This is a genomic window from Bacillus sp. DNRA2, assembly GCF_012843265.1.
Taxonomy (GTDB): Bacteria; Bacillota; Bacilli; order Bacillales; family Cytobacillaceae; genus Bacillus_BU.
Genome location: NZ_JABAIT010000014.1, coordinates 67,995 through 90,467, shown reverse-complemented (window position 1 = coordinate 90,467; position 22,473 = coordinate 67,995). Strand labels below are relative to the sequence as shown.

23 protein-coding genes and 1 pseudogene are annotated in these 22,473 nt (G+C 36.8%); 21 read left to right on the top strand and 3 right to left on the bottom strand.

Annotated features, from left to right (window positions below; translation table 11 throughout):
* Positions 1-620: 620 nt before the first annotated feature.
* The 11 genes and pseudogenes from HHO41_RS13310 to HHO41_RS13260 all read left to right on the top strand — a co-directional run.
* Complete coding sequence (locus HHO41_RS13310) at positions 621-1,622, top strand: DnaD domain-containing protein (RefSeq protein WP_248278462.1); 1,002 nt, start codon at positions 621-623, stop codon at positions 1,620-1,622.
* Positions 1,623-1,627: 5 nt separating this feature from the next.
* Positions 1,628-2,866 carry a replicative DNA helicase gene (locus tag HHO41_RS13305; RefSeq protein ID WP_248278461.1) on the top strand — a complete coding sequence of 413 codons (1,239 nt, stop codon included), beginning with the start codon at positions 1,628-1,630 and terminating at the stop codon, positions 2,864-2,866.
* Between the two features lie 57 nt (positions 2,867-2,923).
* A complete protein-coding gene (locus tag HHO41_RS13300; protein WP_169099378.1) occupies positions 2,924-3,349 on the top strand; it encodes a hypothetical protein in 426 nt (141 codons plus the stop codon).
* Between the two features lie 379 nt (positions 3,350-3,728).
* A complete protein-coding gene (locus tag HHO41_RS22390; protein WP_248278460.1) occupies positions 3,729-5,501 on the top strand; it encodes a hypothetical protein in 1,773 nt (590 codons plus the stop codon).
* Positions 5,502-5,517: 16 nt separating this feature from the next.
* The gene (locus tag HHO41_RS13290) at positions 5,518-5,850 is read left to right on the top strand and encodes a DUF6572 domain-containing protein (RefSeq protein WP_169099376.1); all 333 of its coding nucleotides are present in this window, start codon (positions 5,518-5,520) and stop codon (positions 5,848-5,850) included.
* Positions 5,851-5,865: 15 nt separating this feature from the next.
* The gene (locus HHO41_RS13285) at positions 5,866-6,522 is read left to right on the top strand and encodes a hypothetical protein (protein WP_169099374.1); all 657 of its coding nucleotides are present in this window, start codon (positions 5,866-5,868) and stop codon (positions 6,520-6,522) included.
* A 609-nt stretch (positions 6,523-7,131) separates the two neighbouring features.
* On the top strand, positions 7,132-8,514 hold the full coding sequence (locus tag HHO41_RS22385) for an HNH endonuclease (protein ID WP_248278459.1): 1,383 nt from the start codon (positions 7,132-7,134) through the stop codon (positions 8,512-8,514).
* Positions 8,511-8,999: an SMI1/KNR4 family protein gene (locus tag HHO41_RS13275; protein WP_169099372.1), complete on the top strand. Its 489-nt coding sequence runs from the start codon at positions 8,511-8,513 to the stop codon at positions 8,997-8,999. Before HHO41_RS22385 ends, HHO41_RS13275 begins: the two co-directional genes overlap by 4 nt.
* 302 nt (positions 9,000-9,301) lie before the next feature.
* On the top strand, positions 9,302-10,216 hold the full coding sequence (locus HHO41_RS22740) for an AHH domain-containing protein (protein ID WP_348981276.1): 915 nt from the start codon (positions 9,302-9,304) through the stop codon (positions 10,214-10,216).
* Positions 10,216-10,701, top strand: a complete 486-nt coding sequence (locus tag HHO41_RS13265; RefSeq protein ID WP_169099370.1) for a hypothetical protein — start codon at positions 10,216-10,218, stop codon at positions 10,699-10,701. Before HHO41_RS22740 ends, HHO41_RS13265 begins: the two co-directional genes overlap by 1 nt.
* Positions 10,702-10,796: 95 nt before the next feature.
* Positions 10,797-11,153: pseudogene (locus HHO41_RS13260) on the top strand (IS1595 family transposase); the annotation flags it as partial.
* A gap of 51 nt (positions 11,154-11,204) precedes the next feature.
* Here HHO41_RS13260 and HHO41_RS13255 read toward each other — a convergent pair.
* Positions 11,205-11,723: a DUF6434 domain-containing protein gene (locus tag HHO41_RS13255; protein WP_169099368.1), complete on the bottom strand. Its 519-nt coding sequence runs from the start codon at positions 11,721-11,723 to the stop codon at positions 11,205-11,207.
* Positions 11,724-11,772: 49 nt separating this feature from the next.
* Between HHO41_RS13255 and HHO41_RS22380 the strand changes: the two genes are divergently transcribed.
* The 7 genes from HHO41_RS22380 (at position 11,773) to HHO41_RS13220 (ending at position 18,227) form a co-directional block, all read left to right on the top strand.
* On the top strand, positions 11,773-12,411 hold the full coding sequence (locus HHO41_RS22380; protein WP_248278458.1) for a hypothetical protein: 639 nt from the start codon (positions 11,773-11,775) through the stop codon (positions 12,409-12,411).
* Between the two features lie 13 nt (positions 12,412-12,424).
* Positions 12,425-12,943 carry an Imm6 family immunity protein gene (locus tag HHO41_RS13245; RefSeq protein ID WP_169099366.1) on the top strand — a complete coding sequence of 173 codons (519 nt, stop codon included), beginning with the start codon at positions 12,425-12,427 and terminating at the stop codon, positions 12,941-12,943.
* Positions 12,944-13,229: 286 nt separating this feature from the next.
* Positions 13,230-13,781 (top strand): hypothetical protein, encoded by a 552-nt coding sequence (locus tag HHO41_RS13240; RefSeq protein ID WP_169099364.1) that lies wholly within the window; start codon positions 13,230-13,232, stop codon positions 13,779-13,781.
* Between the two features lie 47 nt (positions 13,782-13,828).
* Entirely contained in the window at positions 13,829-14,968 is a 1,140-nt protein-coding gene (locus HHO41_RS13235; protein ID WP_169099362.1) for a hypothetical protein, read from the top strand.
* Positions 14,955-16,382 (top strand): hypothetical protein, encoded by a 1,428-nt coding sequence (locus HHO41_RS13230; protein WP_169099360.1) that lies wholly within the window; start codon positions 14,955-14,957, stop codon positions 16,380-16,382. The genes HHO41_RS13235 and HHO41_RS13230 overlap by 14 nt, the downstream gene beginning before the upstream one ends.
* Before the next feature lie 249 nt (positions 16,383-16,631).
* A complete protein-coding gene (locus HHO41_RS13225; RefSeq protein WP_169099358.1) occupies positions 16,632-16,997 on the top strand; it encodes an HsmA family protein in 366 nt (121 codons plus the stop codon).
* A 240-nt stretch (positions 16,998-17,237) separates the two neighbouring features.
* The gene (locus tag HHO41_RS13220) at positions 17,238-18,227 is read left to right on the top strand and encodes a DNA/RNA non-specific endonuclease (RefSeq protein ID WP_169099356.1); all 990 of its coding nucleotides are present in this window, start codon (positions 17,238-17,240) and stop codon (positions 18,225-18,227) included.
* Positions 18,228-18,331: 104 nt separating this feature from the next.
* On the opposite strand, the gene HHO41_RS13215 is transcribed toward HHO41_RS13220, so the two are convergent.
* On the bottom strand, positions 18,332-18,511 hold the full coding sequence (locus HHO41_RS13215) for a hypothetical protein (RefSeq protein ID WP_169099354.1): 180 nt from the start codon (positions 18,509-18,511) through the stop codon (positions 18,332-18,334).
* Between the two features lie 259 nt (positions 18,512-18,770).
* Between HHO41_RS13215 and HHO41_RS13210 the strand changes: the two genes are divergently transcribed.
* Together HHO41_RS13210 and HHO41_RS13205 are read left to right on the top strand one after the other, a co-directional pair.
* Entirely contained in the window at positions 18,771-19,484 is a 714-nt protein-coding gene (locus HHO41_RS13210) for a DUF6241 domain-containing protein (protein ID WP_169099352.1), read from the top strand.
* A gap of 124 nt (positions 19,485-19,608) precedes the next feature.
* On the top strand, positions 19,609-20,151 hold the full coding sequence (locus HHO41_RS13205) for a cysteine hydrolase family protein (RefSeq protein ID WP_169099350.1): 543 nt from the start codon (positions 19,609-19,611) through the stop codon (positions 20,149-20,151).
* Between the two features lie 200 nt (positions 20,152-20,351).
* Here the strand turns inward: HHO41_RS13205 and HHO41_RS13200 are convergent, their stop codons facing one another.
* Positions 20,352-20,762 (bottom strand): MerR family transcriptional regulator, encoded by a 411-nt coding sequence (locus HHO41_RS13200; RefSeq protein WP_169099348.1) that lies wholly within the window; start codon positions 20,760-20,762, stop codon positions 20,352-20,354.
* 311 nt (positions 20,763-21,073) lie between these two features.
* Here HHO41_RS13200 and HHO41_RS13195 point away from each other — a divergent pair, with 311 nt between their 5' ends.
* Positions 21,074-22,114: an NAD(P)-dependent alcohol dehydrogenase gene (locus HHO41_RS13195; protein ID WP_169099346.1), complete on the top strand. Its 1,041-nt coding sequence runs from the start codon at positions 21,074-21,076 to the stop codon at positions 22,112-22,114.
* Positions 22,115-22,473 lie beyond the last annotated feature (359 nt).

The window sequence follows — 22,473 nt, the reverse complement described above, 5'->3', positions numbered from 1 at the left end:
ATACAAGAAAGCTAATGGCAATGTTGAAAAGAATTATTATATGTTCTTACGATATAAGGGGGAAGTGAAGATTAAAAAAGTAAAAGTAGTGGATGATGCGATTATTTATTGGGATGTTTTAGATTGTGACGATGAGAATGATGAAATTGAGGATTGGGACATTCAATTTGAAGGCGGAGAATGAATACTGCAAATGGGAAAATCAAGAAAGTCGAATCAAAATGCATAGGTACATTTTTCGTGACTTAAAGAAGTTGAATTGTAGAATCTGGAATGAATCGAGGGACTGAGGGACAGGTTCTACGTCCCAACATTTATTGGAAAATAGGCCAACAAACCTGTCCCTATGTTTTTTCCCCGATAATGTTAAAAAAAGATAATAATAACTTTGCTGAAAGTTTTATTGGCTTATCTCGGTGCCTGTCACCGCTCGAAAAATCTTGTTTTACAAAAATCTGTGAAACAAGAAAAAACGGGTGGTGACAGGCACCATTTTGTATTTTCATTTTAAAACCGTCACCAATTTTCCACAAAATATTAATATCCACAGTGTCCTTTTTCACCAGTCAAACCTATATAGAGGTTGGAAAATATCTGGTGAAAAGGGGCAGTGATTGAGGATGGCTAAATTTAGAATGGTGCGTACGGATTTTTGGAATAATCCAGTTGTTTCGGAAGAGATGAGCCCGGAGGATAAATATTTTTATCTTTATTTACTGACGAATTCTCAAACAACTCAAATTGGGATTTATAAAATTACGAAGAAACAAATGGCGTTTGATATGGGCTATTCGATTGAGACGGTTCAGGCTTTAATGGAACGGTTCACTCAGCATCACAAATTGATTCGTTATAATCCGAAAACAAGAGAGATTGCGTTACATAACTGGGCAAAATCTAACCTAAACAAGGGCGGAAAGCCAATCATGGATTGTATCAATTCCGAATTAAAAGAGGTTGAGGATGTTTCTCTCATTCGATATATTTCTCAATCCATTCCAAATCAAGATATTCGCAACCTGTTTGACTCCTTTTGCAAACAAGAACAGACGCTGTTAAATCATGTAGATCAATATGTAGCCGAAAATGATACACAGCCTACACTTGATCACTTGGTGTCAGACGATGCGTTCACGACTCGTCAGACGATAAGTGGGCAAAAAGAAAAAGAAAAAGAAAAAGAAGAACAACAAGAAAAAGAACTGGCAAACTATCCTGATTTTAAGAAGGAGCCCGTAGTAGAAAACTCTTTAATGAATCAACAAAAAGCAGAAGCTGTTAGAGACATCATGAAGTGTTGGGACGAAAATGGCTTTGGTTTAACGAATGTAAACGCGAAGCAGCAGTTAATAGCTTGGCTCGATGATTCTCGCTTCATAAATCCAAAGGAAGTCATCCTAAAAGCGATGAATATTGCCTGTGCTAACAACAAGCGGACCCTAGGCTATGTAAGTGCAATTCTTAAAAACTGGGAAAATGAATCGTTACTGAGTGTAAAAGAAATAGATTCTCATGAGAGTCAAAAGGCAGCACGAAAATCAAAGAATGTTAGCCCATATATGCCTTTAGGAAGAGCTGTCCCAGGGGAGTTTGTCCTTGATTTAACAGCAGGTGAAGAATGATGAGTATGTCTGAGAAAGCTTTTCTGGGCTGCTTAATGAAGGCCGACTATTTACTTAGAGAAACTGTCATTCAACCTTCCCAACTTGAAAGTTCCCTGCATAAAGACATCATGAAAACGATGGTGGAGTTAAACGAAACGGGGAAAAATATTGATTTAATTTCACTGACCACCGTACCCAATCTTGAGTCTTTAGGGGGAATGAGTTATCTGTCAGAATTACTAGCACATGCCGATATCGAGAAATTTGACAATATCGAGAGTCTCATTCTGGACCAGTGGAAAGAGCGGGAAAAAAGAAATATTTTAACCCTTGCAGCAATGAATGATTGGGAGATTGATAGGGTGATTTCCGAATTGGATAAAATTTCGCAAGTGAAGCTGGAAGATCACACCTCGATCCAACAAGCACTGACAAATATTTATGAGGCACCATGGGAAGAGCAAATAACAGAGAAAAGTCCTCCTACAGGTATTAATAAATTCGATGAAATGACAGGCGGCTTTCAGAATGGCGAGGTAACGATACTCGCTGCCAGACCATCGATGGGAAAAACGGATATGATGCTCCATTTTGCGAAAATGGCGGGGTGGGATGGCTATTTGCCGATCATTTTTTCCTTGGAAATGCCAGAGCATCAAATCACCAAACGGTTAATTGCCTCGACAGGTGGCTATAATCGAACAAAAATGCGGAATCCGAAACGGATGTTGACCGAAACACAAAAAAACAGCTGGTTAAGCGTCATTGGTCTGGTTAGTGAAACGAATATACATATTTTTGATGGAGCCGGGCAAACGATTGCGGAAATGAGAGCGAAAACCCGAAAGTTGCTGCATGAATATCCAGACAAGAAACCGATTCTGTTTATCGACTATCTAACTTTAATCCGTGCGAGTCAATCTTACGAAGGGAATCCTCATTTACAAGTAACGGAAATTTCAAAGGCTCTAAAGACGATGGCAAAGGATTTTGATTGTTCTGTAATTTGTCTTGCCCAGCTAAATCGGTCTGTGGAATCACGGGCAAATAAACGGCCAATGATGTCTGATATTCGTGATTCGGGCAGCGTAGAACAAGATGCCGATGTTATTTTGTTCTTGTATCGTGAGTCCTATTATGACAAAGATACCGATAATCGCAACTTAGAAATCATCGTCTCGAAAAATCGTAATGGCCCAATTGGGACTATTTTTACACAATACAATCAACACACTGGAAGCATTGCGAATCTAAAAAAATAAACAGGCTCCCATGATATTTCTTCTTTTTGAAAAAATCAATCAGTGAGGTGTGCACTTATGGTTGTGAGAGAGCTTTACTTCGATTCAATCCTTTATGAAGAATCCACATTAGCTCATTGTATTTACCATTTGCTTATCGAGAAAAAAATAACACTTGAAGACGACATAGCAAAATTGAATATGCAAGAAGCAGATAATCAAATAGTGGCTGAATTGACGAACAATAATGTATTAGGTATTGTTCGGAAAGCAGGCATTTTCTCCCTAAAAATGGATCAACAGAATTTTGTCTTTATCTTTGCAAAAAGCGATTCTGAAGCCATCCGATTCTATACTGAAATGTTTGATAAAGCCCCTCTTAACTGCCATGAATATTCACTAGACTTCCAGTTAACTAGGGGAAGGGAGCTCATCTCATTTCGCGAAATGAGAAAAGAATTTGAAAGGTTTCCAGCAATAGCGGGGTACTTCAAAAAAGAATAGGTACCAAGAATAGGTACCTGTCACCGCCCGAAAAATCTTGTTTCACAAAGATCTGTGAAACAAGAAAAATCGGGTGGTGACAGGCACTCTTGGTTGTCCCTTCTTTATCAAAAAGACTCTCTTAAAGAATCCCTTCCTTTTCTCCAATATACATTTTTCGACAATGTTTACTACTTTTAGGTCAAATTACTCATTTTTCCACATTGTACTTTCTCTTATAATTTAATAGATGGAAATTAATGGGTCATTCCAATTCTGATTTTGACGAAACATGACACACCAATAAAAGAAACTTTAGTAGTTTGCTACTAGGAATTTTGGTAATCAGATTTGGAATTGTTGATATAAGATACCTAGAAAAATATACTGGGGGGTTATGATGGATGTAAAATATATCCCAAAAGACTGGGAAAAGATGCGTGAAGGAATTGGAAGTTTAATCGGCCCAGGACCTTGGGGCAAAGGGATGATTGATTCCCTTAAGGATCTAAGTGATAATTTAGAGGATATTGAAAAGTTAATCGAGAAATATGATAGCGATGGCGTGATATCGTTTCACCACACGAGCCAAAAATCGAAATACAAGGCATTATATGAGGACTTTCAAGTCTTGCATGGGTTTACTGGAAAAGTAGGCGATATCGTTGACCGGACAATCGATGAAAGATTTTATACGGATATGGATGATTTTGTGGATACAATGCACAATTTATCGCCCTCCAACTACACGACAAAAAACAGGTTAGGTATCAGTGAAACGGTTCATATAACGGCCGGTGCATACAACTCAGTTGAAATAGAAAAACCAGAAATAAGCCTAGACGACATCTTCAGTGGTGATAACTTCTACGGAAAACAAATGAAATTGGAATACGAGGCATGGAAAGAACTCAATACCGATCAAGATTTTTCTCAGAAAGAATACCAACAGGCCATTGTCAATACACGGGCTTTCGAGTATGAATCCATTAGTGACTCGCAAAAATACAAAGAATGGTTGTTACAGACGGGTGCAATTGTGGTAATCGCTGGAGTTACGCTATTCTGCCCTCCGGCTGGAATGGCGTTGGGAGCAGTATACGGTGCTTATGAATTGAGTTCGGCTGTGTCTGGAAAGGATTTAGTCTCAGATCGGGAACTCGAGACATCTGAACGATGGGTGCGAGGGCTGTTAGCACCACTCGATATTGTCCCAGGCGTCAGTGGCTTAACGAAATTCAGCAGCACTGTTCGTCTCGCAGGTGTTAGCGATAATATTGGAAAGCTAGGCTTAAGTTCCGGTGTGAAGGGTGGCATCCAACAGGGAGCTACTTCTCGTATAAGTAACTTAGTAGAAACCGCATCTAAGTTTGGCTCACAGCGCTTGAGGCGTGCAGAGGCAGCCTTCCAAAACGGTGCCAATATCGTGAAAAATAAGGTCATAAAAGATACAATAGAAGCCGCACAAGTAGCGGATAAAGTGGTTACTGGGTTAAGGAATTACTTCCGTGTTCCCCAAAAAGCGCCAGCATTTGCGGGTGAGGCTTCTGTAGGGAAAACCAGTGAAGTAATCGAAAATACGCATACGATTGAGAATGGTGTTAGGGTTATACTGAACGTTAGTGATGAGGTTAAGATTGGTAGTGGGGGAAATAAGGGTGCGGGAGATATTGGAAAGGGGAATTCGGATTTACTTGATAATACAGACAGATTTAAAGATGATGAATTGCAATCAAAATATGATGAATATTGTATTAGGAAATATAAAGCTGGTGAAACGCCTAAAGGCCCATTAGAATGGAAAGAAGCAAGTGAAAAATGGGCATCTCTTCGAGAACAGGGGCAAGAATTTTCTGATGAAAGTTTCAGTGAATTTTCACAGCAGTATGAAAATGCACAACGAGAAATAACAATTGTAACGCATGAAGGAACTAAGGTAAGAGTTGACGCAATTGCATCTGATGAACTCGGAAATGTTATTATACAAGAACATAAAAGTTCCGCTTCTGCTCCATATACCCCTAATCAGGTAAAAGGATTTCCTGAATTGAAGAATTCTGGTGGGTCTGTCGTAGGTGAAGGGAAAGGCGATTTTACAGAAGGATACGAAATACCTTGTGAAACACGGGTGCAAATTGTTCGTCCTGAAGGTATAACTTATTTTGATGAATAAATGAGGTGAATGGTTAGTGTCAATATTAGAAAAAAATACAATAGACGGTATTGGAAAGAGTAAGAATGATAATAAGTTAGCATTAATGATTGCAGATCATTTAGACTGGGAGAATGAACTCCAACACTTAAAATTGTTACAAGATAAAATTAACGCTTATATATCTTTTATTGAAAGTGGGCAAGTCTATAGTGTTTATCACGATGCTAAATTAGTAGATGGATTTATATTTGATCTAAGGTTTAAATATCAACCAACTGATAATTGTAAAAAACTATTGGATGTTTTTGAGAAAAATACACAAGATTTAAGGATTGAGTTCAAAATATTTGAATCCGAAACGGCTTAAATATGAGGTGTAGTTATGAAAGCAAATGAAGCATTTGAAAACGTATGTAATCTAATATCCGAAAAGTATTTAGATAAGGGTTGGAAATATTCTAAGTCTGGCCATTGGATGACCAAAAAAGATAAGAATTTTATTTATAAAGTATTTTTTTATACAGGCTGGAATAATATAACTGATAAAAATGTAGTATTTTATGGAGAATGTGCAATTCTCCCTATTAAATCCAAAGATAAAATATTTCATATTAATACTCGTCAATGTAATGTGCCAATTGGTCAATTATATTGGAACATAGCACATGATGAAGATTTGGGTATGACAGTTAATGAATTCACTAATTGGTTAGATAGTGTATTCATGCCGATTGTAGAAAGATGCATGAATGACCTGGACAATTATGTAAAAGAGGTTGTTACAAGTGGCTTTTATCCGCAAAATGGTTATGTAATTGATATTAATTTTATCTTAACATATGGTTCACGTGAATTAGCAGAAGATGTTGTCAAAAGATACTATTCAAGTTTGGAAGAGCCAATAAAAAAAGAATTTAAAGCTAATTATGAAAGTATGATATATGGTAATAAGGCTGTTAGTGCGTACGGTAATAATATGATGAGAAATTACTCTAACTTTAGAACAATCATAGAAAATAAAATCATGGTTACTTTTTAGTTCCAAATTGGTTTGATTTAATTAGCGATAACTGGTCCCCAGTTATCGTTTTTGTTTAATTAAGGGGTAAGAGTCAAATAGGCCCCACGTATTATTTTAGATGGGGCCTGATTTATTATTTAGGTAACTTTTTAAAAGAGATACAAGACACTGGTAAAGTTGTTGAACAAGGAAGTACCGGGTATAAGGCATCCATATCTGTAAAATTCATATTGGGAAGCTTCTCAAATAGAAAGCAAAGAATAGTAGGGATGTAAACATTTGTTATTCCAAATGTTTACATAACCATCTTGTTTTAGCTAGACCTTACCATAATAATTGTTATAGCTTTCCGCAATATGAAAAACAGCTTCACGTCATGTAAAAAGTAAATAAGTCATTTTAGATAGCTACTACAAAGCACTTGATTGCCTTTAGGCAAACAGGTGTTTTTTTATTGAAAGACATGATTAATCCTTTTGTGAAATACAGAGTACAAGGACAAAAAACCGGCTCGGTATTAGTGAAACAGTTCATATTACGGCAGGTGCATACAACTCAGTTGAAATAGAAAAACCAGAAATAAGCCTAGACGACATCTTCAGTGGTGATAACTTCTACGGAAAACAAATGAAATTGGAATACGAGGCATGGAAAGAACTCAATCCCGATCAAGATTTTTCTCAGAAAGAATACCAACAGGCCATTGTCAATACACGGGCTTTCGAGTATGAATCCATTAGTGACTCGCAAAAATACAAAGAAATGTTGTTACAGACGGATGCAATTGTGGTAATCGCTGGAGTTACGCTATTCTGCCCTCCGGCTGGAATGGCGTTGGGAGCTGTCTACGGTGCTTATGAATTGAGTTCGGCTGTGTCTGGAAAGGATTTAGTCTCAGATCGGGAACTCGAGACATCTGAACGATGGGTGCGAGGGCTGTTAGCACCACTCGATATTGTCCCAGGCGTCAGTGGCTTAACAAAATTCAGCAGCACTGTTCGTCTCGCAGGTGTTAGTGATAATATGGGGAAGCTAGGCTTAAGTTCCGGTGTGAAAGGTGGCATTCAACAGGGAGCTACTTCTCGTATAAGTAACTTAGTAGAAACCGCATCTAAGTTTGGCTCACAGCGCTTGAGGCGTGCAGAAGCAGCCTTCCAAAACGGCGCCAATATCGTGAAAAATAAGGTTATAAAAGATACAATAGAGGTAGCGCGAGTAGCGGATAAAGTGGTTACTGGAGCGAAAAACCTTAACCCACTTCGAATAAAACTCGTGGAAGATACGATGGGCAATAAAAGATTAGCCCATGATTCAGCCGTCAATACACATAGTATTGAAAATGGTTTAAGAGATTATGTAAGTAGGATTGAAGGAGTTAAGGTTGGTAGTGGGGGAAATAAGGGTACTCATATAGATACTTACCGTTCTGAAATTGATGAAGTAATAAAAAACGATTATGATATAAACGGAAATTTGATAAATAGGTCCATTGTTCCAAAAGGTTATGAAAGTGTGGAAGACTTTTTGAAAGTAGTAGATGATACAACAATTAAGGAATATGGTTATGATAGTATAGAAGAATTTAAAGAAGTAGTGGGGCACGTGGATGATTATTTAAATGCTTCACCACAGCATAATATAGTTAATAAAGGATTAGCAGGGGGAAAACATGTGAAAGGCGTAGATTATGATGTTTTAGGTTTTCCAATATTTAAAGGTGATGATGTTAAATTTTCATTGAAACTAAAAGAGAGTCTATTTAAAGCAACTGACGAGACACAATTTAGAGAATGTACAAGGTTATTAAATGAAGCAATTGAGCAAGGAAACATATCTAAGGATTTATTTACCTTAAAACAAGTTAGAGATATTGAAAATGGCGAAGCAAGAATAAAAGGGTTAACCTGGCATCATCACCAGGTACCAGGCAAGATGCAACTTGTAGTCACTAAGACGCATAAAGTGAATCATTTAGGTGGAAATAAATTGTGGGGAGATGGTATCAGATGAGTAATATTCAGTGGAGATCCTGGGATGACCCTGTGACTAAAATAGAAGTGGAGAAAGTAGGAGAAAAATTAGGAGTTAAATTGCCTTTAGAGTATATAGAAATTGCGATGAATTATAATGGAGCTCATGTTAGTCCAGATTTATTTCAAGTTGATGGGAAAGAAAGAGTCTTTGGAACACTATTAACATTTGACACTGAAGATGATGAGTATATACTAGAAGTCTTCAATGATTATAAGGATACAATCCCCAAAAAAATAATTCCTTTTGCCTTCGACCCTTCAGGAAACTTAATTTGTTTTGATTATAAAAATCATGAAGATAATCCAATTGTAGTTTTTTGGGAGCACGAAAATGCCTGGGAAAAAGAAATGTTAATACTAGAAGAGGGATTAACAGAAGAAATGGCTGAAGAACGTGCAAGAGAAAATGTATTTTATGTTGCAGAATCCTTTACGGCATTTCTAGAAAAGTTGCATGACTAAGTGTTTGTGTAAAAAATGTAAATATAGAGGTTTCGTGAAAGTTATATAATCTTGGCTTGGTTAAACATTATTTTGTTATGGCAATATGTACGATAACTACGCAACTTGACAAAAATTATTAATTTCAGCATAGTACACAAAATAAAGCACTTGTTTGCCTTTTGGCAACGAGTGTTTTTTTATTAGAACAGTTAGCTTCGCTTGATATTGTCCCAGGCGTCAGTGGCTTAACAAAATTCAGCAGCACCATTCGTTTCGCAGGTGTTAGTGATAATATTGGGAAGCTAGGCTTAAGTTCAAGTGTGAAAGGTGGCATCCAACAGGGAGTTACTCGTATTAGTAATTTGGTAGAAACCGCATCTAAGTTTGGAACAGAGCGCCTGAGACGAGCAGAAGCAGCCTTCCAAAACGGCGCCCATATCGTGAAAAACAAGGTTATAAAAGATACAATAGAGGTAGCGCGAGTAGCGGATAAAGTGGTTACCGGGGTAAGAAATTACTTCCATGTTCCCCAAAAAGTACTTGAATTTGCGGGTGCAGGTTCTGTAGGGAAAACCCGCGAAGTAATTGAAAATACACATACTATAGAGAATGGTGTTTTATTTAATACGAGTGATGGAGTTAAGGTTGGTAGTGGGGGAACTAAAGGTGCGGGTGATGTTAAAAGGCTTATTCCTGGTACTCCTGGAAAGGTTACAGGAGGGAGTTCAACAAAACTGGGGAAAAATATGTTTGAAGAAATGGGTCTACCTATAACTACAAAAAGAACTCCTTATCAAGCACAACATATTATTCCTAAGGAATTTAGAAGTCATCCTGTATTACAAAAAATAGGAATGGAAATGGACGATGCCTCAAATGGATTTTTCCAACGGGTTCCAGATGCTGATATTAGTGCAACTTCTAGACATAAAGGATATCACTCAGTCTATAGTAATTTTGTAAGAAAAAAATTAGATGAAATAGATATTAATCAAAACATATCAATGATAGAAAAGCTAGTTTATGAACTACAATATAAGTTAAGACTACTTCAAGATAAGGGATTACCCTTATACATGAAAGATGATTACCTTGAAAATGAACTCAAGAAGATCAAAAAAATTGGAATGGAACAGTACAAAATAGAAAGAATGGAAAAGGAGATTGCAACCCCTGTATGGAAAAGAGGAGGAGGGGCAACAGTCGACCTTTGGGAAAGGTGGTATAATAAGTAATGAACTATGGTATATTTAATATTTTGGTCGAAGAAGTAATTCAGTTTTCGAAAAATTTTCAGGGGGCACTTACTAATAATGCTTCTAAAAAGATTGTTATTATTAAAGATATAAAAAAAGCAGAGCATTTAGCTTATGAAGAGATATTTGGTGATGATGAGTATAATTGGAAAGATATTAGAGAGTTAGAAATGAGTGAAGTTTGGGGTACTTATTACGCAATGTCAGAGAATGAAAAACCTAAAGGATTGGAAGAATTATTAGAAATTATTGCTGATAATTTACGGAAAAGCTCATTTAAATATAGTATATTTTATAACGATGTTGTAGCTGACCTGACTAATTGTGCTATCAATAGAGCGATAAACGGAAATAGTAGTTCTTTTTTTGAAGAACTGTTTGAGATATATCAATTTGGTGCTTTTCCTTGTGGTTGGGATGGTAACTATCCCGAAGGAAGAATTGTCGCGTATAAATTGGATTAGTGAAATTTGTTAAGATAAAAATGGTGTCATACTGTCGGTTTAAAATGATGACACTTATTAAACATTTAAAGTGATTTATACATTTAAAAACCATATTGATAGGTGAGTATATTCACCCGTCTTCTTTGTTATGTACAGATACGGCAACTAACTATAAAAAGTTCGCTAAACTAAAAGGCTTACAGCACGAAACAGTGAATGAACGCAAAAAACAGCGTGTAAAAAGGGGGATATACCACATCCAACACGTTAATAACTCTCATAATCGTTTGAAAGGTTGGATGGAGCGTTTTCAAGGTGTGGCAACAAAATACTTGGATAATTACCTCTACTGGTTCCGTTGGCTTGAATTAGGTAAACAAATAGCATTTGATGAACGTGTCAAACAAATGCTTGTTTCTGCCTGCCGAAAGTCAAATCACACCACAGTAGTAATGTTGAGATGTGCTTAACTAATTATTAGACGTATATTTATTGCTTCCAGGAAGTTTCTTGATTTCATTCTAGGCTTCAATCGCTTCTTCCCGACTTTTCCCTTGATTTTTCGGGTCAGCAAAAAAGTCACGAATGAATTGATTATATTCAAATTGAGGTGCAATGTTTTTCTTGTACGAAGGGTCTTTCTTTCGTTCTTCTTCCTCGTACCAAGCGTCTACTACATCACGATATGTTTTTCCGACATTGTTATTTAAATAGTTTTGGATATAGGTGGAAAAATGAAATTTAGGTATAACTGTCTTAAAAAACTCTCTTACATTTTGACTGCAACGATGGTTTTCCGTAATGACTGTATCAAGACTTAAATCTACTTGAAGTTCCATCTTCTTATTCGCTTTTGATTTTCTGGTAGGGCTTTTTATCTCCCCTGTCCGAAGAAATGTTTCAATCCTATTGGAAATCTCTATTTTAGAACCAGAAGCACTTATACCATTTTCTCTACAAAAAGATTGTAATTCTTCTTTTAACCAATAGAAATCTTTAAAACTTTCTACACTTATATCTTTCGTTAGATTAGGTCTCATAAATTACACCTCCATATTTACTTATTTTCATATTATAGAACAATTGTTCTTGTTTAGCAAAAATATTCATAATCAAAAACAACAAAGTTTACGAAAACAGCCTAGAATTTTATTTAACACGAGCGATGGAGTTAAGGTTGGTAGTGGGGTAACAAAGGTTGCGGACAATAAAAGTAAGATTGATATTGGTAAGACTGATATAGATGTACTGAGGAAAAAATGGAATGTACCAGAAACTGAAACAGTTGCAGTTGGAAAGACCGATGTAAAAGGATTAGAAAATTTGTCTTTTGAAGGAGGATCCCCAAAAGTACGTAAAGAAGCTAGATTACCTGATTTAGATGAAGTAATGCCTAACAGGAATATTAAAGCTCCAGGAAATAACCCATTGTTCACCAGGCATGCAGAGGAAGGAGTTCTGAATGAATTTGATTCAGCAGTAATAAAGGCAGGTATTAAACCAGAAGATGTAACAGGAACATTAAAACTACATCAATCGAATCCTTCAGGTGTATGTAGAAAGTGTTATCAGGGATTAGGGAACGATAAAGTACCGCCTGGTGTGTTAAAGCAATTAAGTTTAAAATATCCTAATCTTAAAATCGAAGTAACATCGGAAATTGATGAAAGTATTAAAGTAACTGGTAGGCTTAATCTAATGATTAAAAATGGAAAGTATATTGATTAGTTGGAGGTTAATTATGGCTAATACTAATACTAACTTTAGTAGTTTAACAGAAGATGGTAAAGTAATATTTTTTCTTGGACTTTCTGAAAAAGTTTTGTTGGTATTCTCTCAAAAGGAAGATCAAATTATAGCCCAGGAAGTTATATATAAATGTTGGGAGTGGCTAAAACGTAAAGAAAATATTGGGGATATACTTTACGAATTATTAGATAATGAGGAAAATGGTATAACAATAATTCAAGAGATGTCAGATAATGAAACAGATGTTATAGCTTGGAACTGTGTTATTGATGCAGTTGCTTATATTAGCAGAAAGGCATATGAAAGAGAAGGTGTCAAATATTATCCAGAACCAATTGGTTTAGTTGATGATACATTAGTAGACCATTTTATGGATTGTTTTGAAAGATGTGTACAGAATTCAGATAGTTATATTCAGAGAATTAATTCTTTATTGGATGATTATAAGAATGGAAATATTACGAGTGATTTGCGGACAGAAGTTTTAAGAGAATTACAAATACAAAACTAACGATTACTCTTTTATTTTATAAACGGTTGGATTAGACTTATCAAATTAGAAAATGATGTTGCAGTTAGAGTTGCAGGAATTCTTATAATGAAAAGAAGTAGCACTTGATAGCCTTTAAGGTATCAAGTGTTTTGTTTTCTTATAAAGTCTTTATGTTCTCTGGTCGAGAGCTTGGGAATCCGAACATTGGGTGCGAGGGCTGTAAGCACCGCTTGATATTGTCCCAGGCGTCAGTGGCTTAACAAAATTCAGCAGCACTGTTCGTCTCGCAGGTGTTAGTGATAATATGGGGAAGCTAGGCTTAAGTTCCGGTGTGAAAGGTGGCATTCAACAGGGAGCTACTTCTCGTATAAGTAACTTAGTAGAAACCGCATCTAAGTTTGGAACAGAACGCTTGAGACGAGCAGAAGCAGCCTTCCAAAACGGCGCCAATATCGTGAAAAATAAGGTTATAAAAGATACAATTGAGGTAGCGCAAGTATCGGATAAAGTGGTTTCAGGAGTAAGAAATTACCTCCATGTTCCGCAAAAAGCACCAGCATATGCGAGGGCAGGTTCTGTAGGGAGAACCTGCGAAGTAATTGAAAATAGTGATGAGGTTAAGATTGGTAGTGGGGGAAATAAGGTTACGGGGAATGCTTTTAATAAAGTAAATAATATAAAAGAAATAAATGAAGTAAACTATGGTGACCACTTTACTAAAGGGAAGGCCCCTCGAAATCGGTATTCAGGTAAAAAAAATGGTGCCTGTCACCGCCCGAAAAATCTTGTTTCACAAAGCTTTGTGAAACAAGAAAAAACGGGTGGTGACAGGCACCTTTGGTTATTACAGCAATGATATAATAGTAGAATAATATCGATTTACTCTACTGGAGGTGCATTTAGATGAGTTTTTTTCGTAATATTAAAGATAAATTAGTTGATTTAAAAGATGAAGCCGAATATAAAATGATGGAATGGGAAGTAGATGAGAAGGTTAAAAATATAAAAGATAAAGTTGTTGATAAAGTAGATGACTTAAAAATAGAAGCTGAGATCATGGTCGATGATCTTAAGGAAAAAGTAGGTCAGAAGGCTAATAAAGAGGAACAAACCTATGTGATTTTAGAGGATATGGATGAGCAGGTAAAAATTAATTACCTGAAAATCATTGTGAATCTTTGCAATGTTGATGAAGACATGGATCAGAAAGAATTAGTGGAAATTTATTCTTTGATGGGACAATTAAAGTTTGATGTTCAACAACGTATGGAAATTCGGAATTACATAACCATGACAGATCAGGATATACATAGCTTGTTAGGGGAGATGGATACAGAAATACCAGAGGGGTCTGAGGAGGTTCTTCACCTTTCACTATTGAAGGATTGTATCCGCATTTCTAAGGCAAGCATAAATGGATTAGCAGAGACTCAAAGAAATTTCATTCATTCAATTGCTCGTATTTATTCGGTTTCTGATGACAAAATTTCCTTTTTAGAAGAAGCTTGTGAACTAGAGGGTAAAATTTTGAATGGACAAATCAGTGATAGTGAAATTACTAAAAACATTAAGGATATGGCAGCCAAAGGTGGAGCAGTGGGTGTACCGATTGCTGCGGTATATTTAAGTGGAACAGCCGGTGTAAGTGCTGTTGGGATTACTTCCGGTTTAGCTACGCTCGGTTTAGGCGGTCTTTTCGGTTTAAGTGCGATGGTAACTGGAATTGGTGTTGCGGTTTTAATTGGAGTTGGAACGTATAAGACGGTTAAATGGGCAACGGGTGGAAGTGAAAGAGAAAAAGCAAATAAACGTGAATTCTTATTAAAAGAAGCTATTTTGAACAGTCAAAACACAATTAATTATTTAATAGAAGATATTAACTATTTTACTAGTCAGGTTATTGAGATAGCTGAGGAGTCTCAGTTGAATAAAGCGAGATTAACTAAGGTCGTAAAAGAGATAAAAATCTTGAAGGATGCTTTAACCACAATGCGTGGGCGGGAAATTCAGCTTCAAAAGGGGTTCCAGCATGAAGAAGCGTGACGCTGAACGTGCGGTGCTTGCTCAACATCATCAGCTAAGGGAGGTCAATAAAAGGTTATCGGAGTTAACAGAGATTACCAAAGGGGTTAAACAAACGGAGGAAATCGTTTCTGTAGAATTGGATTCAGTAGATCAAGAGCTTGAGCAGTTGTTCAGCACTTTAGGGATTAACCGAGATGAGTTGGATCTCTCCTTTGAGGTTCAGGAAATGATAGAAAAGCCGATTTTACCAAAAAATTTGGACCATTTAAAGCCCTTACCATTGTTACCTTTTTCAAATGAAAAGGAGTATTTCGATAGTGTTAATGAATATCTTACCAAGCATGGTTTTGATGAGACAAAGGATCCGCTTCTTGAGGTTTTGGGGACAGAGCGTGCAAAACAATCTCTTCAAAAATATGATCAAATGTTTGGGAAGCTTCCATGGGATCAGTGGGACTACAGTATTGTGGCTTTTGCTTCTCTGGTGGCCGTTTTAGTTGACTTTTTCATTGTTAAAATTCCTAAAGATATGGATTTTAAAGGGAAACACTATGAAGGCAGCCCCATGACGAAGTTCTTAAATGAAAAGTGCGAAATCATAATGGGGAAGAGTGGGAATGATTCGAGTTCGGACCAGCCGTTTTATCAATGGTTGGGTCAAATGCAAAAGAAGCTAGAAAATTACGCAAAAGTTCCATATGACTTAAGCCGAAATGATCAGGCGGGCGGAATAAACATTGATGGACTTAGTCCAAAGCTTCATCGGTTGATGAGCTTAGGACACGACCCAATTCTCGGATTTGTATTTGGCGTGATTGATATTTTACGGGGAACGATGACAACGATTGATAAGAATGGCATCCTTCATGTTGTAAACACGGGGAATGCCAGTTCAAATGTATTGGAGGCAATCCTCAAGGTGTTTGCTCACACCTTATCGGATATTCCGACTCCAGCCGGTGTACAGCCTCCATTTTTTTCTCTTTTACAATGTATAAACACGAAATCACCTTTTACATTAAGAGAAAATGGAGCAACAGTGTCTTACACAAACGTGGCCAGATTTATGTATTCGAACGGATATGATTTACGACATTTTGCCACAATGAGTCTTGTACCGGGAATAATAGAACTCGTGATTCGGATTTACTACAATATGAAAAACTTCAAATCTTTATTTACTAAAAATAAAAATATACAACATAAATGTAAACTTGCATCAATGCTCACCATGGCACACAGTGTAACGATGGGGGGCAATGTTGTAAAAATGTGGATTTCAGGTTGGAATCCAGTTGCCTTTAACTGGTCGGAATTTCTGGCAATGTCCAAATCATATGTCACAACCATTAAACTCCAAAAAGAACGGCAAAATGAAATTGATGATTATTTCACCAAGGCCTGGGAAGAGATTTACAGTAGAAGTTTATGAAATTGGATAAAACATTAATAGATTGATTCTATTAATTGTTGAAACGGAATTTGCTTGTAGAAGCTGGATTGAATCGAAAAAATAGACTACTCTCCTAAAATCACGTAAGGAGGCTAGTCTATTTATTTTTTATAAAAAAATAAATTAAGAAAAATTTAAGATGAATTTAATTTGGATTTACGATTAATCCCTGAAAATAATGAACAGAGATATTGAGAGCATATACAGGGTGAGAGGAGAAAATACACGATGCTTCTTTATGCGATCATTACGATAAATTTAGCTTTTTTGTTATACACGCTTGGTGTTTGGAGTGAAAAACAGCAGGGCAGCTTGAAAAAATGGCACTTATTAATCTTTTGGCTCGGGCTTGGTTTTGATACGGTCGGAACGACGTTGATGAGTATAAATGAAAGCGGCTTTGTATTCAATTTACATGGGATTACTGGAACGCTTGCTATTTTATTAATGCTATTTCATGTTGTTTGGGCGTCAATTGTGATTGTTGCCAACAACCAAAAAGCTCAGCTGCGCTTTCATAAAATAAGTTTAGTGGTTTGGATGATTTGGATCATTCCATTTTTTACTGGGGCTATTATGGGGATGAGTGCATAGTTTGGGTTTATTTTACCCAAAACGAATAACATAATATCTTTATCAAAAGGTTAACCCTAATAAACATATACCAACCAAGGCATTCTTTTAAAAAGGAATGCCGTTTTTATTTTTCAGGGGTAAAACGAATTGGTATGACTTTACTTATGAGGAAATCAAGGTAAAAATATTAATATTTACACTATTGCTCAGATAAATATAGTAAAATATAGTTATTCCATTTTTAAATAGAGGTGCAATATGCAACAAAAATGGTATCAAAAATCATGGGGGGTTATTTTATTACTCCTTTCAGTGCTTATTATATTTACTAGTTGTTCTCAACAAAATAATCCGGAAATGAATCAAGAAGTCAGCAAAAAGAAAGAGGCCACTGTTGAAAGCAAGCAAAGTACATCTGACGATGAAGCCGAAAAAACGACTAGTGAAAGCGTTCCGGCCACTAGTTCACCAACGACAACAAGTGTTAATGGTGACTTTGACTACAGTAAGTATACAGTAATTGAAGTGGATGGCGGAGATATGTCAGGATATAGAAAGCCGAATTCAAGAGTTGATGTCGGATTTGGCGACAGGGAATATTGGGCTTTTACAAATGAATACGGACAGCTGATTCGTGTTGAAGCAAAAAAGATAACACTCCAAAATCATAAAACTGAACATGTTTTATCGTCTGGGAGATACTATTCTGATGAAGCAAGGGTTCCCGGTACAGAGAGCCCAGACTTAGATCAAGGTCATGTGATTGCAGACGCACTTGGGGGAGTATCAAACGCCTATAACATTACACCTCAAAACAGCATTCTCAATCAGCACGGCGATCAAGCTTATATGGAAAAAGTGATTCGAGATGCAGGCGGTTGTACAGATTTCGTCGCGGTGATTCAATATCCAAATACTCAGACGCAAACTCCAAACCATTATAAATTCACATACAAAATTCAGGGCAGATCCGTTACGGATGAATTTGACAATGTAAACCCAGATGAAGTGAACAAAAATTTAGGGAAAACGACAGGTGCGAGCAGTACGCCACCGCAAACAAACACTGTACCTGCAAACGAAACGGTAACTAGTAATGAAGATGTTGGTAAGGTGGATACCAATCATGATGGAAGAGTTACAATCGCTGAAGCTAAAGCTGCTGGCTTTAAAATGCCAATTACACGCGATTCATGGCTCTATCAATATATGGACGATCGAGATGGCGATGGACAAGTAGGAGAGTAACAAATCGGATATTTATCCACACGCTTCAACAAATGGCGCTTTCCAAGTACATGGAGAGCGCTTATTTGTGTGCAATTTCATGGATAATTTATATTTATTTTAGCTTATGCTTTTTTCTTTTTCTCATAAGTAGGTGTAATAATAGAACCAGCAATAAATAATACTACTCCAGAAGCAAGTAACCAATAGGGAGATTCATGAGGTTCAAAATATAATACTCTAAAAATAATTAAAGATGCACCGGTAATGGTTAATAAAATTCCAAGTTTTTTTATTGAATACAATATATTTTCCTCCCAAGATTAAATGACTACAAAGAATTTAACATAAGTTACAATTTTTGTAAATTTCTAAAATTAATATTGTGTTAGGGAGAAACAATAGGAATTTTTCTCTGTTTGCCTAAAAATTACAATCATAAACCCTTTCAGTAAATAGCAGATTAAAAAATCCTTACTAACAGATAGAACCAATAAAAATCCTTTACTGGAATATTTATGGTAATATATGTCTATGAAACTTATATATAGCGGGGGTAACAACTTGTATTTACAAAATAAATTTTTAATCATTATTTTTTCAATTTTATTATTAGCAGGCGGAGGAACAATTGGTTTTCTTTTCTTTCAAAAGGAAGAGCCCAAAGAAACGATTGAAGCCCAAAAAACAATTGAAAATGAAAATATTAAAAAAGCGATCGTTGATGCAGAATCGAAGGTGATAAGCGCGGAAATGAATCCGATTCAAGAGAATAACGATGCTGCGGAGGAAGCGGTGGCATTGTTATCTAAAGGCAAGGAAAAACAAGAACTTATCGAAAGAGTTAGTTTGTTAAAAAAAGAATTTGCTAGAATAGTAAAGGAAAAAGAAGAGACACATATAAAAGAATTAAGGGGTAAAATTGATCAGGCTAAAATTGATCTTGGAATTGCTGATGCTCCGTCGGAAAAGGGATTGTTAGAAATCCTTCACAAGATGACCCATCAGAAAGTCCGCTCGGAAGAAAAATGGGGATTTATCCTAATGAGTGAGGTTAATCTTCTGGCAGTTCGAGAGGTGCTTCAGGAAAATCCAGACTTTAACAAAAATATAGATCTGTACGCCATGATAAATAAATGGAGCAACAACGATTTTAGTAATATTGTCGCCGAGCATAACGAAATATGGAAACTCAGGGAAGGAACAGTTGGAAAAGCGTACGGCATATTGAGTCCAGCTGAAGAAGATGATTTACTAAAGGAACAACATGGCTATTAAGAATATTTGTGGTGCTTTTGTGGTACCAGGTACCACCCGAAAAATCTTGTTTCACAAAATATCTGTGAAACAAGAAAAATCGGGCGGTGCCTGGCACCGAATTTTTGCAGGGGGTTGAATTAAGATGGCAAAGGAAGCTTTATTAATTGTTGATATGAGTAATGATTTTATAGCGGATCATGGTACGTTAACGGCTGGTAAGCCCGCACAAGACATAGTGCCTTATATTATCGAATTGGCCACTAGTTTTTTAACAAAAGGAAATGTCGTTGTAGTAACAATGGATGCACACCAACCTAATGACCCACACTTTGAATTATGGCCAAAGCACAATATTGTAGGTACAAAAGGCCAGCAATTGTACGGAGAATTACATGGTTGGTTTCAAAATAATAAAGATCATGAGAATGTAATTTATACGCCCAAAACGAATTATAATGCATTCTTTCAAACGGATTTGGCTGAAACTTTAAGAGGTTTAGGAGTAGGTATGGTTCATACTGTTGGTGTATGTACCGATATTTGCGACTTTTTAACTGTTGCAGGAGCAGACGCAGAAGGATTCAAAACAGCCATTCATAAACAAGGTGTGGCAACATTTACTGACCTCGGCGAAACAATGGTAAACCATATGAAACTTTGCTTCCATACGGAAATTATTGAATAGACAACAAAAATAATTAGTTAGATAAAGTAGAGAAATGGCAAGATAACTGATATGTGGGGCTCCCACGTAGTCCCGTCAAAGTTATGATACTATTACTTATTAAACCGTACTGAGTGTTTATTGCTCGTACGGTTTTTTGTTGAATGGAGCGAAACCGACCTCACATTATACTGCTATTTACCAATACACTTTGTCTCCTATCAATTCCTAACCTCTATTTTATCGTGTTTATGAACATTCTCCGTCCCAGCATCCAAAGCAGTCTTGTAATACCAACATTTGTACTCGATGCGTTCCATTGTTTTTTTGAGTTCTGCCATCTGTGCTTCTACACTCGCTTTTCTTTCCAAAAACATGTCATATCTTTGCTGCAGCGTGGCATCCCCTTCAGAACACCAATCGATGAAATGTTTGATTTCTTTAATTGGCATCCCAGTAGCCTTTAAACATTCAATAATCCTTAATGCTTCGATATCGGATTCTTTAAACAAGCGGATACCAGTTTCTGTCCGTTCGACAAATGGGATAAGTCCCTCTTTGTCATAGTAGCGCAAGGTATATACGGTCAGATTCAACTCTTTTGCGACTTCGCTGATTGAATAGGTCTTCAACAGGAATCTTCCTTTCTTTTTATAAAAATAGACCTCGAGTTAACTCTATCTTAATGAGGGGATTCTATCATTGTCATTAATCTATGTCAAAGGTATTTAACAATGGATGCGAAAATCTAGCGGGTTTAATAGATTGAGTTTTTTTAGAATGAGGTTCTAAAGAATAAATAAATGACTTGACCTCGAGTTAACTCTAGGGGATAGAATTATTTTTGCAAGAGAAAGAGAAGGGAGAAGTGAAGCATGATGGATTCATTTTCCTGAGACATACACTCTCTCTTGAATAAAGTATCGATAGGAGGATTTTATTGATGATTACTGCTAAAGCTAGAGCTGTTGATGGTCCGGACAAACCGTTTCGTGCAGCTGAAATTAAACGTCGGGAACTTGATTCGCAGGATGTTCTAATTGAAATTAAATATGCAGGGATCTGTCATTCAGACATACATACTGCACACGGAGAATGGGGTCCGGTGAATTATCCGCTCGTACCTGGGCATGAGATTGCGGGGATTGTGACGTCTGTTGGTCCTCACGTGACAAAATACAAGCTTGGTGACCGAGTCGGAGTTGGGTGTATGGTTGACTCTTGCGGCGAGTGCGAGAACTGCCGTAAAGGTGAGGAACAATACTGCCTCAAAGGAAATATCCAAACCTACGCTGGTGTTGACAAATACGGCGAGCCTACGCAAGGTGGTTATTCAACCCATATCGTCGTACAGGAAAATTTCGTGCTCAGAATTCCTGAATCAATCGAGCTTGCTGCTGCTGCACCACTACTTTGCGCAGGGATTACGACTTATTCTCCATTAAACCATTGGGGCGCTGGTCCAGGGAAAAAGGTTGCGGTGATTGGGATGGGCGGTCTTGGCCATATGGCTTGTCAAATTGCCCATGCGATGGGTGCCGAGGTTACCGTCCTATCACAATCATTGAAGAAACAGAAAGATGGCCTCAAGCTTGGCGCAGATCATTACTATGCAACAAGTAACCCAGAAACGTTCGCGCAACTTGCTGGAACCTTTGATTTAATGATTAATACTGTTAGTGCAAAAATTAATCTTAATTCCTATTTATCACTGCTAGCGCTTGATGGTGCTCTAGTAAACGTTGGTGCGCCGGCTGAACCATTGTCACTCAATGTGTTTAATCTTATCGGTCACCGCCGTTCCTTTGCCGGTTCAATGATTGGCGGCATTCGTGAAACTCAGGAAATGTTAGACTTTTGTGCAGAGCATAACATTACTCCTAAGATTGAAGTCATTTCGGCCGACCAAATTGACGAAGCCTACGAACGCGTATTAGCTTCAGATGTGAAGTATCGATTTGTCATTGATACAAGCACGATGTAAATTGCGCACAGAAATATAGATTTTTCTCGTGGCCTGTCCTGAAGATTTAACTCTTGGGAAACCTTCAGTAATTTATTAGATTTATCAAATAAGCAGCAACCGCTTTATGTAGTTGGATAGTCCCCTTAAATATTGAGAGACTATTTTATTCAAAAAAAAGAAAACCCAAACGACAAATAAAACGTCAACAGGGTTTTCTTTTTTTTGAATTTTCTAGCTCATGTGGAATGACCATCTTCAGAGAAACAATAAAGATTAATGGTCCTCTAAAAAGATGGATAAATATCATATCGGAAAATAGTGAATGGAGATGATAGTTTTGATAATTAATAATTAATGAATATTATGATAGAAACACG